The organism is Pedobacter sp. UYP1 (genome assembly GCF_040547305.1).
GTDB lineage: Bacteria > Bacteroidota > Bacteroidia > Sphingobacteriales > Sphingobacteriaceae > Pedobacter.
In genome coordinates this window covers 126,842-144,331 of sequence record NZ_JBEPPL010000003.1, presented here as the reverse complement: position 1 = coordinate 144,331, position 17,490 = coordinate 126,842, and the positions used below count along the sequence as shown (strand labels likewise).

The window sequence follows — 17,490 nt, the reverse complement described above, 5'->3', positions numbered from 1 at the left end:
AAAGCGGCTTTTTTGTTAATGATTTGATTTAAAGTTCTCTGATCCAGATATTACGGTAGCTTACTGGTTCACTTTTGTCCCCATGGGCTTGTAATTTAACCGGTAGCGGACCGTGCGCTTTTTTATAAGATGCTTCACCAACGTATTGAGTTGGTCCTTTTAATTCAAAGTTATTCTGAACTAAGACACCATTATATAAGACAGTTACTTTTGCTGGTGTATTTACGGTACTGTCTGCTTTAAAGGTCGGTGCAGTCCAAATTACATCATAAGTTTGCCAATCTCCTGGTTTTAGGGAAGGGTTAACCAGTGGGGTAGTCTGTTTATAAATACTTCCTGCCATACCATTGGTATAAGTGTTATTGTCATATGAGTCCAGAATCTGAAGCTCATATCCTAAATCGCCTTTACCCATAGAAGCCAGAAAAAGACCGCTATTGCCGCGAAGTTGTCCTGTTCCTGTAACATTTTTTGGTACCTGCCACTCGATATGTAATTGATAATTACCAAAGGATTGTTTGGTTTCAATATTACCGGCTTTTTTATTAACGGTTAACTGGCCATTCGCCACTGTCCATTGTGCAGGTTGCGTCCGGTCATCAGTCATCACCCAGGAATCAAGGTTTTTGCCGTCAAATAAAACTACAGCATCAGAGGGAGCTGCATTTATTGTTTTCCCCGGAGTCACTTTCTTTGGTACGGGTGTGTAAAATTCTGTATCCTCATGTTTAGCTTGGGCATTTGCTGTTGCAAACCCTATTCCGGCGATCAGTGCTGAGGCAATAATTACTTTTTGTAGATACATGTTATAACGATTTAGTTTTCTTTTAAGGTTTATTTTTGATGGATCAATATAAGAAATTAATGCTGATTAGCTGTTTCATCACGAAGTTGTTGCTTGATAAATTTCACCTGTTTTTTATTTTCGGAAAACCTATTCAGGTATCCACACTTATTTGCTTTTTATAGGATGAGGGCGTGCAATTGTATTTTGATTTGAAGACTGTAGAAAAATAAGTGGGGGAGGAAAATCCAACCTGGTACGTGATTTCGGAAATAGAGAGGTCTTCATTGATCAAAAGATATTTAGCTTTTTTGAGCCTCCGGTTTAGAATATAATCATTGATTGTGCAATCCAGGAGTACTCTTGTTTTCCTGTATAGTTGAATTCTTGAGATTCCGAGGGCGCTGGCAATGTCGTCTACATTAAATTTATCATTAGCGATATTTTGTTCAATCACATTGGTGAAATCATGCATGAATTTCTTATCCGGCTTGCTTAATGAAGTTGTTTGTTGTGTTGCAGGGCTTTCATTCCCGAATTTTCTTTTGATTAATTTTCTATTCCAAAGCAGACTTTTTACGCTTTCTCTAAGTAGTATGAAATTGAAGGGCTTAGTCATATAAAGATCTGCCATTTGTTTAAGTTCACTGATTTTATGTGCTTCATCCCCATTTGCTGTTAATATGATAATGGGTATATGAGATGTTCTGTCGTCATTTTTTAGCGCAGGTGTGATTTGCAGCGTAGATTGCTCATTCAAAGTTATATCTGTAATAATAAGGTCTGGAATCATCTCATAGGCTAACTTTAGCCCTACAGAATTACTGCTTGCAGTCAATACTTCATATTCTTCTTTGAAACTGTTTTTTAAATAGTCAAGCAGCTCTTCATTCTCTTCAATAATGAGCAAAGTTTCTTCATTTAAGTAGCCATCTTGTTCAGAAAAGACTTGCTCTGGTAAGTTATCTGGCAGAATACCTACAGTATACTGGCTTAATTGATCGGTATTTACGGTGAAATCACTGCTTATAACTGATGTTTCAGGAATGTTGTACTGTTGTTTTAAAGGAAGTTTGATGTAGAATGTAGTTCCATATCCTTTTTTACTTTGAATATCTATAATACCCTGATGTAATTCAGTAATTTCTTTAGAGAGAGAAAGGCCAAGGCCAGAGCCAAAGAAATTACCTTTGTCTGCCTGATAAAATAGTTCAAATACGTGTCTGATCTCTTCTTCATTCATTCCATTACCTTTGTCTGATACGGCGATTTCTACGTTTTGGGCAGCCGGATCATTTTTTATCCTGATTTGAATTTTCCCATTTTCAGGACTAAACTTAATAGCGTTAGACAATAGATTAAATAACACCTTATCAAACATATTTTTGTCAAACCAGACCATAATTTCCTTATCAGAGCTGGATAGTTTTAATTCTATGTTTTTTCTTAAAGCAAGTGCTTTAAATGAAGAAATAATATCTCTGGAGAAGGCAACAAAATCCTGGCAGGTCAAATCAAGCTTCATTTTATCGTATTCTATTTTTCTGAAATCTGTAAGTTGATTGACCATCAACAATAAACGCTGTACATTTTTATGAATCAGATTCAATTGTTGTTTTGGGATATTCGGCGAATTTCTATGGTCAAGCATTTCGTCCAGCGGAAGGAGAATTAAAGTAAGTGGAACCCGGAATGCATTAGAAATATGTGTAAAGAAACTAAATTTTGCTTCTGCTGTTGCCTGCGTGGTTGTCGACAGGGCAATGAGTTCTTCCTGTTGTTTTAGGATTTCTTTGTTTTTTAATTCTAATTGTTTGTTTTTTATGTGGTTTTGGTAAAGTAAATAACAAGCGATACAAGCGAATATAGTTGTAACTATCAGCGCAGTTACCAGAAAGTTCAAACTGTCTTGTTGTATAAGCTGTATGGGTTCCTTAATCAGGGTAGTCTTATTTGTCATTTTTTCCGGAGAACATCCGGAAACGAAAGTGCTGGTCATCAGTATTGAAATCGTGATGAAAAGCATGCCTCTCTTTTGGTCTGCTTGCATAGGTTAGGGTAGGTAGTGATAAGCTGATAACAAGGTATATAATTTTTTTGTCATACTGTATTCAATACACTATGTCTGGTAATAATTTATGATTTTATCATTATTGTATTCGTCTCTACAATGTTACAATTTCTAAATATATTAATAAAAGCTTAAATATTTTAGCAGATATATTAATATTTTATTTTTGTAATGTGTTGTTTAATAGTATTTTGTGATTTGTTTGATGATAAATTGATTTTAGTTTTAATTGATACAGAATCAATAACATGAGAGCTTATTTACACATATATTGCTTTGACTAGCCGGTATAGAAAGGCTGGTAATATTGTGAAATCGAATTGTCCATTATCTAATTAAAAAACACATCAAAAAACAGAAAGCCTTTCTTATCAACTAATAACTAAACCAAATAATTATGAACGAGTTTTTACTACAAAAAAAGTGGTTTATCTTTTTAGATAAACCCAAATCTCAGCTGCTGCAAAGAACAATTTTCTGTTGTCTTGCTTTACTCAGCTTTAACTTCTCTTCGTATGCCCAATCCGTAGTTAAGGGTGTGGTGTCAGATAACGAAAAGAATACTTTAATCGGTGTGACCATCTCTGTTACTGGTACGAATGTAAGAGCAATGACAGGTGCTGATGGTAAGTACATAATCAATGTTCCTGCAACAGGAAAATCATTGACTTTCAGCTATGTTGGGCTTCAGTCACAAACAGTAGAGATCAATAACCGCACTACGGTTAACATTACTTTATCTTCAGGTACTGATCTGGATGCGGTTACTATCGTTGGTTATGGATCTGTAAAGAAAAGTGATTTAACCGGTGCTGCAACTACAATCTCTGCTAAAGATTTCAATAAAGGACCACTCATTGCTCCCGATCAACTGATTCAGGGTAAGGTTGCAGGTGTTCAGATGATTAACAATAGCGGACAACCAGGTGGTGCCTCTACAGTTAGAATCAGAGGAAATACAGCCGTAACTGGTTCTGGACAACCGTTATATATTGTTGATGGGGTTGCACTTGATGGAAGATCTGCCAGACCAACAGGTAATGGTGGAACAGCTACAGCTCCTGGAGACAATAAATTGGCTGCTTCTGGTACTTCATCGGCTGGAAATCCACTGAACTTTATTAATCCTGCTGACATCGAGTCGATGGAAATTTTAAAAGATGCATCAGCGACTGCGATTTATGGTTCGAGAGCTGCTTATGGTGTCGTTTTAATTACGACCAAGAGAGGTAAAAGTGGCGAAACAAAAATTGATGTAAGTGCATCCGCAGGAGTAAGTACGCTGGCAAGAAGCCTTAAGACATTGGATGGTGGTGAATTTCGTAATGCTTTAAATAAGTACGGCTTAACTGGTCTGGATTATGGCGATAATGTGGATGCAATGAAAGCGATCACCCGTACCGGTTATAACCAAAACTATTCTGTTGCAATTAGTGGTGGTAGTGATGGAAATGTTTTCCGTGCTTCTCTAGGTTATCAAAATCAGCAAGGTATTATCAGAAAGAGTGATTTCAAAAAATATAGCGGCGCGTTTAATGGAAACTTCAAGTTTCTGGAGAGCAAAAAATTAGGATTGGATGTCAATATGATCAGTAATCAATATATTGAAAATCTTCCCCCAATATCTACGGATGCAGGTTTTACAGGTAGTTTAATAGGACAAGCTTTATCCTGGAATCCTACCCGTTCGATGTATAATCCTGATGGATCATTATTCATCGATCAAACATCAACCACAATTAACCCGATGGTGATGTTAGCGGCTTCAAATGATAAGTCAAAAGTAACGACGGTTTTGGGAAGTGTCTCACCTTATTATAAAATCACGCCTTGGTTAGAGTTCAGAATGCTGGCGAGTATAAATTATAGTACTGGGATCAGAAGAGCTTCTACCCGTAGCTTTTTAAATCTGGAAGGAGTTAAACCAAATCTTCCATTTACTGGTGGGGTAGCTAGTTACTCCAATACAGAACTGATTACGCAGCAGTTTACCAATACTTTGAATTTTAACAAAGAAATTGCAAGCAAGCTTAATCTGAATGCAATTGTTGGTTATGAGTTTACCAACTACATTAATAAAGGGCAGAATATGACTGCAAAAGGATTTGGAGACGTAGATGTCGATTATACAGATATTTTCCACGCTGTTGCACCTGCAAACCGCACGGCGAATTCTTATTATGATCCGACTTATCAGTTGCAATCCTATTTTGCAAGGGCGATTTTTAATTATGATAATAAGTATTTATTAACTGCAACTTTCAGAGCAGATGGTTCCACTAAATTCGGTTCTGATAACCGTTATGGCTACTTCCCTTCATTTGCAGCAGCGTGGAATATTAAGAACGAAAGTTTCATGACCAATGTTGCCTGGCTAAACCAGTTGAAACTGAGAGTTGGATATGGTAAAACCGGTAACCAGGAGTTCCCGTCAGGATCTGCTCAACAACGTTATGATATTGTTTATTCAGGAACAAGTCAATCACTTGTGGGGGTAAATAATGAGAATAAAAAATTAAAATGGCAATCTGATAAACAAACGAATATTGGTGTTGATTTTGGCCTTTTTAACAATAAGATTACTGGATCAGTGGATTACTTTGATAAAACAACAACTGATCTTTTGTTTCCGCAAATTCCATTGCAGCCAGCGAATCCGGGCGTAACGGTAACCTGGATTAATTTACCGGGGCAAATCAAAAATAAAGGTATAGAGCTTACTTTAAACGCGAATATCATTGATAAAGAAGACGTTTCTTTCTCTGTAGGTGGTAATGCTACTTTTATTAAAAATAAAGTGCAAAACGTTGTCGGTATCATTAAAACAGGTACACTCAGCGGACAAGGATTGAGTGATGTTACGTTAGAGGTGATTCAGGACGGTTTGCCGCTGTTTGCCATGGTAACCAGAGAGTATAAAGGATTAAATGCTGCTGGTATATCTCAGTATACTGAAGACGGTTATAAATCTTATTATCTGGGTAATCCGAATCCAAATGTTATCCTTGGATTTAACTTGAATGCGAGATATAAAAAACTAACATTCGGCGCAAATTTCAATGGATCATTAGGTCAGAAGATTTACAACAATACAGCCAACTCAGTATTACCAATCTCTAATCTTGGAATCGGTAGAAATATTGCCTCTAATCTATTGAATTCTTCTATTCAGGAGTCTTTGGCAAATCCAATTGCGGCTTCTTCCAGATATATTGAAAATGGTAGTTATTTGAAATTGGCCAATGCTACAATCGGCTATTCAATCGGTAATCTTGGGAAAACAATCAAAGGAATGAACGTTTTTATCAATGGACAGAACTTATTTGTAATTACTAAATATACCGGTTTTGATCCTGAGGTAAATGTTGACAAAAGCTTAAATGGAGTGCCTTCAGCAGGCGTGGAATATATTCCTTATCCAACGTCAAGAACGTTCAATTTAGGTGTAAACTTTTCTCTTTAACTAATGATAACTCAAATGAAAAATAAATATATAATCGCTTTTATGGCATTGACGATATCCTTGTCGGGCTGTACAAAATTAGATGAGAAATTAAACGGACAAATTGGTAATGGCGGAATTAATAGCGGGAACGTTGCCGATTTGTTAAACGGAAGTTATAAGGCTATGCGTAACCCTTTTCAGGGGCCGTTCGGTTTTTGGGCACTGCAGGAATTTCCTTCAGATGAAGCTATTGTGCCCACCAGAGCAGGTGACTGGGATGATAATGGAGCCTGGCGTGCTTTACATTTACACCGCTGGGAAGCAGATCATACCCGTATTTCCAGTAGCTTCAGAGATTTGAATGGCGTGAGTTACGCCGCAACAAATGTCTTGTTATATAACCCTACACCAGTACAGGCTGCTGAAGCAAGATTTCTTCGTGCGTTTGCGCAATTTTCTATTCTGGATGGCTGGGGACAAGTTCCTTACCGTGAACCAGGGGATGATGTTAGCTTACCTTCAAAGGTTAGAAAAGCACCGGAAGAAATTGCTTACCTGATTGCAGAATTGACTGCAATTATACCTTCGCTTACTGATGGGCCTAACTATCTTGCAAATAAAGATGCGGCAAAGATGTTATTGATGAAGTGCTATTTGAATAAAGGAGCATTTTTAAACCGTGCGGTACCAACTTTTGACGCCGCTGAAATGGCAAAAGTAATCACGCTTGCTGATGAAATTATCAACTCTGGTAAATATCAGCTGGCGAAAAACTATTTTGATAATTTTGCGCCGAACAATGATGTGATTTCCAAGGAAAATGTATTCACATCCCAAAACATTGGTGGTTCTGATGCGGGTGGGGTGAGAGATATGTGGACAATGCCTTTGCATTATAATCAAAAGCCAAATGGTAACAATGGATTTTCAACTTTGTCTGATTTCTATAAGAAATTCGAGGCATCCGATCAACGTATTGGTGGTGCATATGCTGGAGTCACAAATGTTTCTGGTGTTAAAGTAGGCTTTTTGATCGGTCAGCAAGTAGATGAGAAGGGTGTATTAATTAAAGACAGACGTAATAATAACCTGATCTTCACGCCAGAAGTAAGTAATGTGGAAACTGACGCTAACCACCTGGAAGTTGCAGGTATCCGTGTTATCAAATATCCTATTGATTATATCTATGGTTCAACTGGAAAAGCAGACAATGACTGGGTATACTACAGATATTCGGATGTACTGCTGATGAAAGCTGAAGCACAGGTGAGAACGGGCTTAGCTGGTCCTGCCTTAACGGTGGTTAATGGATTAAGAACTGTCAGAGGGGCTACTGCTTTGGGAAGTTTAACACTGGATAATTTACTGGATGAACGTGGACGTGAGTTTTTCTGGGAAGGGGTAAGAAGACAAGATTTAATCCGTTTTGGTAAATTCTTAACGCCATGGCAAGAAAAACAAGTTGATGATCCGAGAAATCTGGTATTCCCTATACCAGATAATCAATTATCGAATCCAAATTATGTTCAGAATGCTGGATATTAATAGCAATTAATTCAATTGAAAAAAAAAGGTTAATCTGTGTAACGCAGATTAACCTTTTTTGCTTTTAAGGATACAGGAATCAAAATAAATAGAAAATAACAAGGACTTATTACTTCTTCAGAATTTAATAGATTTTTAATTACTTTAGCATAGAAAGAAATATGCTGGTAATGATCTTAAAATCAAGAAAACTCACACATACCTTAATTACGGCCTCATTATTAAGTATGAGCTTGTTTGCTAACGCTCAGAATCTGTCAAAAGTAAACCGGATCGGTAAGCTCAAATTTATCAAAGGAAATTCACCTGAATTATATGTAACTATTGGCGGAAGAAATAGAATGTCAGACTTCAATGATTAAAATGCAAAAGTACCGTATTCTGTTTTTTATCCTGTTTTTAATGCTTATCCAAGCTGGATATGCGCAAAACAAATATACAATTGCTCAGGTTCCTGATCCAAAAGCAAGTGGTAACGGTTATGTCAGTAATCCTGATATTATTTTAAGTCCTGCTGGTGTTGATTCTCTGAATAGAACAATTACCGATCTGGAGCAAAGAACAAAAGTTGAAATGGCTGTGGTAGTTGTCAGTGATTTTGACACAACTCAGGAGGAATATGATTTTGCATTACAACTCTTCAGAAAATGGGGAATAGGGAAAAGTAAAGCAAATAACGGACTTTTATTATTTATTGCTGTTGATCGCAGACAGTATCGCTTTATTACGGGATATGGTCTGGAAGGCTTGTTACCTGATGCAGCACTCAAAAGAATTGGAGACCATTTTTTAATTCCTGCTTTTAAAGAAGGAGATTACAGCAAAGGAGTGGTCAATGCTTTAACTACAATTGCTGCTTACCTGAATCAGCCCGGAAATCAAAAGGAACTCAGTCAATTATTACCTCCGGATTCTGGCCTGCGCAATACGTGGTTGTGGACGATTGCCAGTACAGTCCTGGTTATTGGTTTATTTACTGCTGTATTTCTTGGGATTAAGAAAAAGACTCCTGAGATTTCCAAGAGCAAAGCTGCGGCCAAAACTAATGCCTATGATAAAACTATTGGTTGTGGATGCGGAGGGTTATTTATGATTTTTGTAGCTGCTGGTTTTATTATCGGTTTTACGATTGGTTATAGCTGGGTCAAATCTTTGGATATGGCTATAATTCCTCTTGTGCTTTATATCGTTTTATCTATTATGCTTCTTGCCAGGTATATGAATGCCATCAGTGTCTTAAGAAAAACACATCAGGATGACCTGAATTTTAACCAGGCTGTGAAAGCGTTAAACCGATCTTCAATTTTCTACCTGGTTGCCTCTCCGCTAATTTTAATCGTGATGCTTGTCGAAGCTTACCGCAGAACGCAATCTGCCAGTCGTTTTAAACCACAACTGGATAGTCTGAATAGGGAGATGAGCAGAGTTGACAGAGACCAAACTGCTCATGCGAATACCTTTTTGACTAAAGGACAGCTAAAAGAAGAGCAATTAGAGGTCAATCATTATGATATTTGGCTGAGCAGTGACCAGGCTGAGCATAAAATAATTAATTATCCAGGGAGCAATTTTGCTGATTTTACTGTTTGTCCAACATGTAATTCCAAAACTTTAAGTAAAGAAAGGCTAGTCACGCTAAAAAAAGCAACTTACACTAAAGAAGGTGAAGGCAAGGAGGTTAAAATCTGTGAAAATTGCGGATATGAGGAATTTATCAAATCGGTTATTATTGCTGTACGGACCAGAAGTGATGATTCCCGTTCATCTGATTCAGGCAGCAGCAGTTCATCTTCCTCAAGCAGCAGCAGCAGCAGCAGCAGTAGTAGTTGGGGTGGTGGGAGCAGTGGTGGCGGCGGTGCTGGAGGAAGTTGGTAAGCAACCTGCTATAATTTGATCAGTTCATTGCGAAGTGCAAATAAAACAAGTCCTGTACGTGATTTTATCTCGAATTTCTGAAAAAGGGATTCCCGGTAATTATCTATCGTATGAGGGCTGAGGTTCATCTTGTCTGCAATTTCTTTATAAGTGAATTCAGAACAGCAATGTTCTAAAAACTTACGCTCATTTGCAGAAATTTCCTGCAGCAGATTTTTTGACGAACTATTATTTTCCTGTAAAGATCTGATTAATTTCCCTGAAACAAGGTTATTCATAAAGTAGCCATGTGCAGCTATAGTTTTGATAGCTGTAATCAGATCTGAGGTCCTGGACTCTTTTAACAGGTATCCTCCCGCACCACTTTTAAGCATTTCAATTATGGGTTTGTCATCATCATACATACTTAAGGCGAGGACCTTAATTTGAGGATGGTTACTGGAAAGCCACCTGGTAGCCTCATAGCCATCCATTTGAGGCATGTTAATATCCATGAGAATCACTTGAGGAAGCTGGTGCTGAGCAAGCATGCTGATCATTTCTACCCCATTGGAGGCATCAAACAGAATATTAATTTCATCTGATTCATCTAAAAGGCTAACCATCCCTTTTCTAAATAAAGTATGGTCATCAACAATTGCAATAGCTATTTTCTGTTCTTCCATTTTGAGCGCTCTTAAAAATCTATTGAGTAATGATCTTCATTAAACGGCCTAAATTTATAAATTAAAAGTGTTTTTTGTCTTTTTTTAATGAAACAATGCAGAATTCTTAGCTCATTAAATTATTATTTAATGACAACCTGAAAAATCGGGAGTAGTTAAATGTAAATTCTAAAGATATTTATTGATAGGGAATTGAAATGTGGATTTCAGTGCCGGCTCCTGTAGTGGAGTTAATCGTGAAATTCCCGTCCATCATCAATGTCCTTTTCTGAAGATTAGCCAGGCCTAAGCCATCGCTGGCTTTTAGTTTTTCCTCCAGGATGAAACCTTTTCCATTATCCTGTACAAAAAGAGATAAAACATCTTTAGTTTGATCGATGGTGATTTTTATCCTGGTAGCTTGCGCATGTTTAATAATATTGCTCAGGATTTCCTGGAACAGCCGGAACATAATTAACTCTTTGCTGGCATGTACTGAAATTGAATGCGTGGTATTGTCAGTGAACAGGATTTCGTAAGCCAGACCTTTTTTGAGCCAGTCCAGTTCATAAGCAATAGCGTGGCCAAGACTCTTTTTGATGAGTTCTTGTCCGTTCATTTTTTTTGAAAGCTGTCGCAGTTCTTTAATTGCACGATGCGTTAATTCCGCGGCAGTATTAATCTTCTCCTCTCTTAAATGATCTGCTTTAATAGAGCTTAACGTCATACTGGTCAGACTTAATAATTGTCCGATATTATCATGCAGATCAGCTGCGATAGTTTGCAGGATATGTTCCTGCACTTCTACCTGGCTCTTTAATAATTCCAGTTCAAATGCTTTCTTTAATACTTCTTTTTCTTCAAGATGCTTTGCTTTCTTTTTATTGTATAAAAAAATGTAAATAATCAGGAAAAGGGGGGCAATCAGGAAGATAAATGTGATTATGGCAATTAATAGAATTAATTCCTTTGACGATATCTGCATATAAAAGCGTAAGACCAACAACTATATAAAAGTACATTCAGAATATTAAAAGTAACATACCTTGTAGATAAACTCAGTGAATGGGCTTTTTCTTGCAAAAGATAGTCAAAAAACACGTTACATGCAGTGCTGCCGAAATAGAAAAACAGGACACCATTAACTATCCAGAAAGGAGGGTAGGTCTCCAGCTTTCTAAAATGTTCGTCTTTTAGAATCAGCACATAGTAATACAGGCTGGCAATAACGAAAACAACAGACATGAAAGCAGCTGTTTTATAAGCAAAATTACTAAAATGATTCGTAAACAATTCCAATAGGAAGACTAAAATAAACAAACCTAACCAGCTGTAAAGCTGGCTAGGTTTGTGGTGATATTTCCTGTACAAATGATAAAAAAAACAACTTATCATAGTACATTCAATCACCAGGAACCAAGTATAGAGAGCGTAATTTGGTTTATGTTCCAGGCGTAAGCTAATGCCAACCATTTCTACGAGACACACCATTAAAAGATAGAGCATAAAGGATCTCCAGTATACATTTTTATCTTTATATAAGCATATGACACTTATTAACAGGCAAATAAGTTCCGTAACAGTATTGACAGTGAAAAACGCGTGCATATTATTTCTTTGAGATATCAGTTTTTTGTAATGGGTCAAGCAAAGTTGCTCCTTCGAATTCGCAAGTTGCTGGCGGAGGACATAATTCACCTCTGTTTTCAGGAACGAAAGTCACAATAAAGCCTGGTTTTTCTGATTTTGCATTCTTTTGTGCCACACCTTCCTGGTTAACGATGTTTTCATAATAATCGAAATGCAATATTTCATCGCCAGTTTTAACAGGTTTGGTTGAAACCATGAGTAAGGTATTATATCCCCAATATTTTTTTTCAGGAATCAATGTTTTTCTGCCTACCAGGGTAGTATCATACTTTTTATTGTAAGTAATCATATAGAAACGTACACCATCTCCGTCTTCCTTCTCCAGCTTGTTCAGCATTTGCTGTAATCTTGTTTTACTGAACCAAACGCATCGTGTATCTGGTTTTTTAGGTTTACGTTCTCTCTCTTCCTCTTCAGTCGGGTCTACAAAACCTGCATGTGCAGCATAATTATTGACATATTCTCTTGCAGTTCGTACATCAACCAGAACCGAATCGGGTATAGTTGCGCCTTTTGAATTAGTAGTTGCTCCTTCGGCGGTCGTTTCTTTTTGTTTACAAGCAACAACACTGACCGCAATTAAAGCAGTAAATAGAATAGTAAATTTTAATTTCATAATCTGGGTGTTTTTTTATGCTAACCTAGGTAAAATATTTCTTACCGAAAACTGTCTTTTGCCTTTTAATAAAGCTAAAATGCTGAAACCGAAAAGCTGTTTTCACCCTGCCCTTTTTCAGTCATCAGCTGGATATTTGATTTAAATATTTGTTCTTAAACCATTACAAGTTATGTGTACGCAAGGCGTTATTCAACTCATCGGAAAGCCGGTCAATGAAAAGCAGGCAGCCGTTTCGTTCAATCTATTACCTGGTTCAGACCCGGGGACAATGGGTTGTTTTCTTTCTATTTGGGAAGGAACCCGGGTCCTTTCAGCTTCTGAAGCATTACAAACCAGGAAAATAATTAGCGGTGAGTTATTTGGAGAACACCTTTTTGACGCGCTTTCTATAGGTAAGAAGAATTATATGATTGGTTTGGGCATAGATAAAGGGAGAGAAACAGAAACAATTGTTGCCACTCTTTCTATAAGTATATCCGCTCTATTGAATCACCCACTGCCTGCTGTATGCAGTCATATAAGTGTGAATTCAGATAATATTGGAACAGATTTTCTGATTGCACATTTTGCCGGGCCGTGTTGTAATCAGATAAAAGCAAACAAAAAGTGGATTGCATTGTTCCAGGGAGAGTTTAATCCTGGTCTTTATGATGGAACAAATATGATCGCTACCAGTAAAGCTGCCCCTTACCAATATTCAGGAAGTATTATTATGAAAAATATACCAAAAGGACTGGCTCGTTTTGAGACCTATACCTTAATTTTTGGACAGGGACTGGATAAATTCGGTAATCTTGATTATAGTAAGTTGATCAGCAGCTGTACTTTTATTGTTTGGAGATCTAAAATTTATATTGGCGCCTCAGCCACCAGTCCCGTTTTGACCTCTTCACCTATTTTACTTCACGCAATATAAACTACTTATTATGGGCTTGGAAACATCTATTCGTTTTCTTCTGATCATATTCCTTCTGATTCCTCAGAATGTAGGTGCTGAAAAGCCTCATCCACACCCTATAAAAACTTTCCAGGTTTTTAAATGAGGTCATTGAAATAATTTACTTAAATTTCAAGCCTTCTCTATCCAGAGTTTTTTTATGATGAATACTAACGAACTTCAACTCAGAACCGTCAGTGTAACACGTTATGTTACACCGTTACGCGAAGGAGGATCTATGCCTGCTATTGCAGAGGCCGATGATGATTTTCTTTATGTCCTTAAATTCCGTGGCGCAGGGCAGGGAGTTAAGGCATTAATTGCAGAAATTATCGGGGGTGAAATTGCCCGTGCACTCGGATTCAGAGTGCCGGAAATTGTACTGGCTAATTTGGATGAGGCCTTTGGCCGGACAGAACCTGACGAAGAAATACAGGATTTGCTTAAAGCCAGTGTCGGCCTTAATCTTGCACTTCACTACCTTTCTGGTGCAATTACTTTTGACCCGGCAGTGACCAGTATCGATGCAAGATTAGCTTCTCAAATTGTATGGCTGGATTGTCTGCTGACCAATATGGACCGCACAGCCCGCAATACGAATATGCTGATCTGGCATAAGGAATTATGGCTGATCGATCATGGTGCTTCTCTTTATTTTCACCATTCCTGGCAAAACTGGGAAGAACAAGCACAGCGTCCCTTTATGCTAATCAAAGATCATGTATTGCTGCCATGGGCAACAGAACTGGACGAAGTAAATGCCGAATTCAGATCAATGATTACTAAAGAGCTGATCCATGCTATAGTTAACCTTATTCCAACAGAATGGCTATGTGAAGAGCAAACTTTCAGTTCGGCAGAGGAACACCGCAATGCCTACGCACGGTTTTTGGAATTGAGAATTGCTAAGTCAGAAATTTTCGTAAAAGAAGCACAAAATGCAAGACAGTCACTTATTTGAGTACGCGATAATCCGCGTTGTACCCAGGGTGGAACGTGATGAATTTATGAATGTAGGTGTTATTCTGTATTGTGCTAAACAGAAGTTTTTACAAGCAGAGATCCTGTTAAATAAAGAAAAACTGAGTGCTTTTTCTAAAAATACGGATATTAAAGAAATTGAAGACAACCTGCTGGCTTTAAAACAGATTTGTGCGGGCGGAAAAGAAAGTGGACCAATCGGTCAGCTTGATGCAGCCTCGCGATTCCGATGGCTTACTGCAATGCGGAGTACAGTGCTTCAAACTTCCAGGGTACATCCCGGATTTTGTAAGGATGCCAGTGAAAAAATAAAAGTGTTGCTTGAAGAACAAGTCCTTTAACTAAAAGCCCCCTTTAAAGATTTTGGTCTTTAAAGGGGGCTTGCATTTTTTGTAATCAGCTTATTTCTGATTATTAATTTGCTGTTCTGCTTCTCCAATAAGTTTTACAGAAGAACTATCATTTTGATCCTTACGTACTTTCTTAAGTTGATCAAGAACATTTAAAATAACCGGAGCTGCTCCCTGAGCTTTATATTTAACTCCTATTTCTTTTAACGCATTAATTCCTTGTTGCGCATATTCAGGACTTTTAACTCGGGCAGTCATGAAAGCGAAATCTTTAAGCATGTCAAACTTGGTTTGCGGATCACTTTCTTCAAAGTTTTTAAAGACAAAAGGCCATTCTGTATCACCACCATTTTTTGCATACACAGTAATAATAGCTTTTGTTAAATCCCCTTTGTTATCTTTTTCAAAAGCTTTAGCCATATTTAATGATTCGGCTGGTTTTAAATTTGCCATAGCAAACAAGGATGCTCCCTGTACTGCATAAGAATTGCTTTTTAAACCTCCTTCGAAAAGTGACAACTGTTGTGCCGCATCTTTAGTCGTACTGATTATTTTCAATGCCTGAGCTTTTGCAAGATTGTTATCATCATCCTTGGCTATTTTAAGGATAAAAGGTATTGCAGCATTGACAAGCGTTGTATTCTCCGGATTGATGCTGTTCATCGTTCTCATGCGTAATCCGTAATACTTATCCTGTAAAGCAGCCAGTAATATTTGCTGGGCTTCCGGAAGTGTTTGTTGTGCAGTAGCAGCATCTATCGCCTCCAGTCTGTCCATATACAAAGGCGCGTGCTGATACTGGAATAAAAATTCGGTGATATTCTTATGATCTGTCTTTTGACTTAACGTAATTTTATCCGCATCGATATTAACCAGTTTAGGTTGAGCAGGAACCTTAAAAGTCAAAGTATCCGACTTACTTCGCATCCAGATTTGGTGACACACTTTCTGAGCCCCATTGTATAAATCTACAGCCATAGGCAGCTGAAATGCTTTCCCTTCTTGTGTTTGATTCAAGTAAACAAATTGCGTTTTTGTTGCTTCATCCCATTTATACTTGATATCCAGTACAGGATGCCCAGCGCCATAATACCATTGATTGAAGAACCAGTTCAGGTCTTTTCCACTTGCTTCTTCCATAGCTAAACGCAGTTGCTGTGCTTCACCATTCTTAAAGGCATTGGTTTTCAGGTAAATGTTTAACCCTTTGAAAAATACGTCAGGAGTTAAAAAATGACGTAGCATATTCAGGATACGGCCACCCTTTTTGTAAGACACTGCATCAAACATGTCCATTGCATCGTGATAATGGAAACGGACAAGATCTTTCCTGGCATTTTCAGGATTCTCCAGGTAGGTTTGCATCGCCTCATTATTGTGTTCATCACCTGTATCCTGTCCATATTTATGCTCAGCCCATAAAGTTTCACTAAAATCTGCGAAAGACTCATTCACGGTAAGATTACTCCAGCTTTCGGCAGTCACATAATCCCCAAACCACTGATGAAACAGCTCATGAACAATGGTACTTCTTCCTTTATCATAATATCTGTCAGCCAGCTCGCGGGCAGTTCCCTGTACATAAGCACCATGGAGTGTAGCCGTTGTATTTTCCATGGCACCACTTACATAATCTCTGACCACAATCTGTGCATATTTATTCCATGGATAATCTACCCTTAAAGTTTTAGAATAGAATTCGATTGCTTCGGGAGTGAATCCAAATATATCTTTTGCATAAGGTGCATAAGCAGGTTCCAGGTAATAATTAACTTCTTTATCGCGCCATTTATCGCGGTAAATTTTAAAATCACCCACCGCCATCATGAATAAATAAGGAGAATGCGGGAGTTCCATTTTCCACGTATCTGTTCTTGTACCATCCGCATTTTTTTTCTGCGAAGCAAGTCTGCCGTTAGATAAGGTTACGTATTTACCAGGTACGGTCATACTGATTTCATCGGTGGTTTTCTGATTAGTCCTGTCAATAGTAGGAAACCAGGCTGAAGAGCTTTCCAGTTCACCCTGCGTCCAGATCTGTACTGGTTTACCTTTTTCTGTACTATCAGGATTGATAAAATAAAGTCCTTTGGCATCTGTTATTGCTGCACCAGCTTCGATTTTCAACTCATCCGGCTTTGCCGTATAATCAATATAAATGGTGTAGTTTTCTGTGTTCTGATATACTTTATCCAGTTTAATCGCCAGAGAAAGGTTGTCATAAGTATATTTAAGTGGAATATTTTTTCCATTTCTGACTACTGCAACGGTTTTGATATCCATGCCTTTTGCATCTAGTCTTAAACTATCGGTCGCATAAATATGAGGCTTGATGGTTACCCATTCTTTACCATATAAATGACGTTTCTTATAATCAAACCTGACATCCAGTTTAGTATGGATCAAATCATTGATCTTTTCCGCACTGCCTCTGTAAATCTTTAACAAAGGATCCTCAGGTTTTTGCTGCGCAAATGCTGGCATTGCAATCGCTGAGGCGATAAAAAACATCGTCTGTAAGACTGCGCGCTTATATGTTGTTGGTTTTATACTCATTTTAAAATCTTTAAAATATCCGCGTAAATCTAA

13 protein-coding genes are annotated in these 17,490 nt (G+C 37.7%); 7 read left to right on the top strand and 6 right to left on the bottom strand.

The window, feature by feature from the left end; genetic code table 11:
* Window positions 1-28 precede the first annotated feature (28 nt).
* Window positions 29-805, bottom strand: a complete 777-nt coding sequence (locus tag ABIB30_RS08460; RefSeq protein ID WP_354301030.1) for a 3-keto-disaccharide hydrolase — start codon at window positions 803-805, stop codon at window positions 29-31.
* A gap of 133 nt (window positions 806-938) precedes the next feature.
* Complete coding sequence (locus tag ABIB30_RS08455) at window positions 939-2,834, bottom strand: hybrid sensor histidine kinase/response regulator transcription factor (RefSeq protein ID WP_354301028.1); 1,896 nt, start codon at window positions 2,832-2,834, stop codon at window positions 939-941.
* A gap of 418 nt (window positions 2,835-3,252) precedes the next feature.
* On the opposite strand from ABIB30_RS08455, the gene ABIB30_RS08450 reads away from it, so the two are divergent.
* From ABIB30_RS08450 to ABIB30_RS08435, 4 genes are all read left to right on the top strand, one after another.
* Window positions 3,253-6,318: a SusC/RagA family TonB-linked outer membrane protein gene (locus ABIB30_RS08450; protein ID WP_354301026.1), complete on the top strand. Its 3,066-nt coding sequence runs from the start codon at window positions 3,253-3,255 to the stop codon at window positions 6,316-6,318.
* Window positions 6,319-6,333: 15 nt separating this feature from the next.
* Window positions 6,334-7,845: a RagB/SusD family nutrient uptake outer membrane protein gene (locus ABIB30_RS08445; protein ID WP_354301024.1), complete on the top strand. Its 1,512-nt coding sequence runs from the start codon at window positions 6,334-6,336 to the stop codon at window positions 7,843-7,845.
* A 170-nt stretch (window positions 7,846-8,015) separates the two neighbouring features.
* The gene (locus ABIB30_RS08440; RefSeq protein WP_354301022.1) at window positions 8,016-8,207 is read left to right on the top strand and encodes a hypothetical protein; all 192 of its coding nucleotides are present in this window, start codon (window positions 8,016-8,018) and stop codon (window positions 8,205-8,207) included.
* Window positions 8,208-8,247: 40 nt separating this feature from the next.
* Entirely contained in the window at window positions 8,248-9,720 is a 1,473-nt protein-coding gene (locus tag ABIB30_RS08435) for a TPM domain-containing protein (protein WP_354301020.1), read from the top strand.
* A gap of 8 nt (window positions 9,721-9,728) precedes the next feature.
* Here the strand turns inward: ABIB30_RS08435 and ABIB30_RS08430 are convergent, their stop codons facing one another.
* From ABIB30_RS08430 to ABIB30_RS08420, 3 genes are all read right to left on the bottom strand, one after another.
* Window positions 9,729-10,385, bottom strand: coding sequence for a response regulator (locus tag ABIB30_RS08430; protein WP_354301017.1), 657 nt, complete (start codon window positions 10,383-10,385; stop codon window positions 9,729-9,731).
* A gap of 178 nt (window positions 10,386-10,563) precedes the next feature.
* Window positions 10,564-11,349, bottom strand: a complete 786-nt coding sequence (locus ABIB30_RS08425; RefSeq protein WP_354301015.1) for a sensor histidine kinase — start codon at window positions 11,347-11,349, stop codon at window positions 10,564-10,566.
* Window positions 11,350-11,973: 624 nt separating this feature from the next.
* Window positions 11,974-12,630, bottom strand: coding sequence for a hypothetical protein (locus tag ABIB30_RS08420; protein WP_354301013.1), 657 nt, complete (start codon window positions 12,628-12,630; stop codon window positions 11,974-11,976).
* A gap of 172 nt (window positions 12,631-12,802) precedes the next feature.
* On the opposite strand from ABIB30_RS08420, the gene ABIB30_RS08415 reads away from it, so the two are divergent.
* From ABIB30_RS08415 to ABIB30_RS08405, 3 genes are all read left to right on the top strand, one after another.
* Window positions 12,803-13,549 carry a hypothetical protein gene (locus ABIB30_RS08415; protein ID WP_354301011.1) on the top strand — a complete coding sequence of 249 codons (747 nt, stop codon included), beginning with the start codon at window positions 12,803-12,805 and terminating at the stop codon, window positions 13,547-13,549.
* 184 nt (window positions 13,550-13,733) lie between these two features.
* A complete protein-coding gene (locus ABIB30_RS08410) occupies window positions 13,734-14,531 on the top strand; it encodes a HipA family kinase (RefSeq protein WP_354301621.1) in 798 nt (265 codons plus the stop codon).
* On the top strand, window positions 14,509-14,892 hold the full coding sequence (locus ABIB30_RS08405; protein WP_354301010.1) for a DUF3037 domain-containing protein: 384 nt from the start codon (window positions 14,509-14,511) through the stop codon (window positions 14,890-14,892). Before ABIB30_RS08410 ends, ABIB30_RS08405 begins: the two co-directional genes overlap by 23 nt.
* A gap of 60 nt (window positions 14,893-14,952) precedes the next feature.
* On the opposite strand, the gene ABIB30_RS08400 is transcribed toward ABIB30_RS08405, so the two are convergent.
* Window positions 14,953-17,457 carry a M1 family aminopeptidase gene (locus ABIB30_RS08400; protein ID WP_354301008.1) on the bottom strand — a complete coding sequence of 835 codons (2,505 nt, stop codon included), beginning with the start codon at window positions 17,455-17,457 and terminating at the stop codon, window positions 14,953-14,955.
* Window positions 17,458-17,490 lie beyond the last annotated feature (33 nt).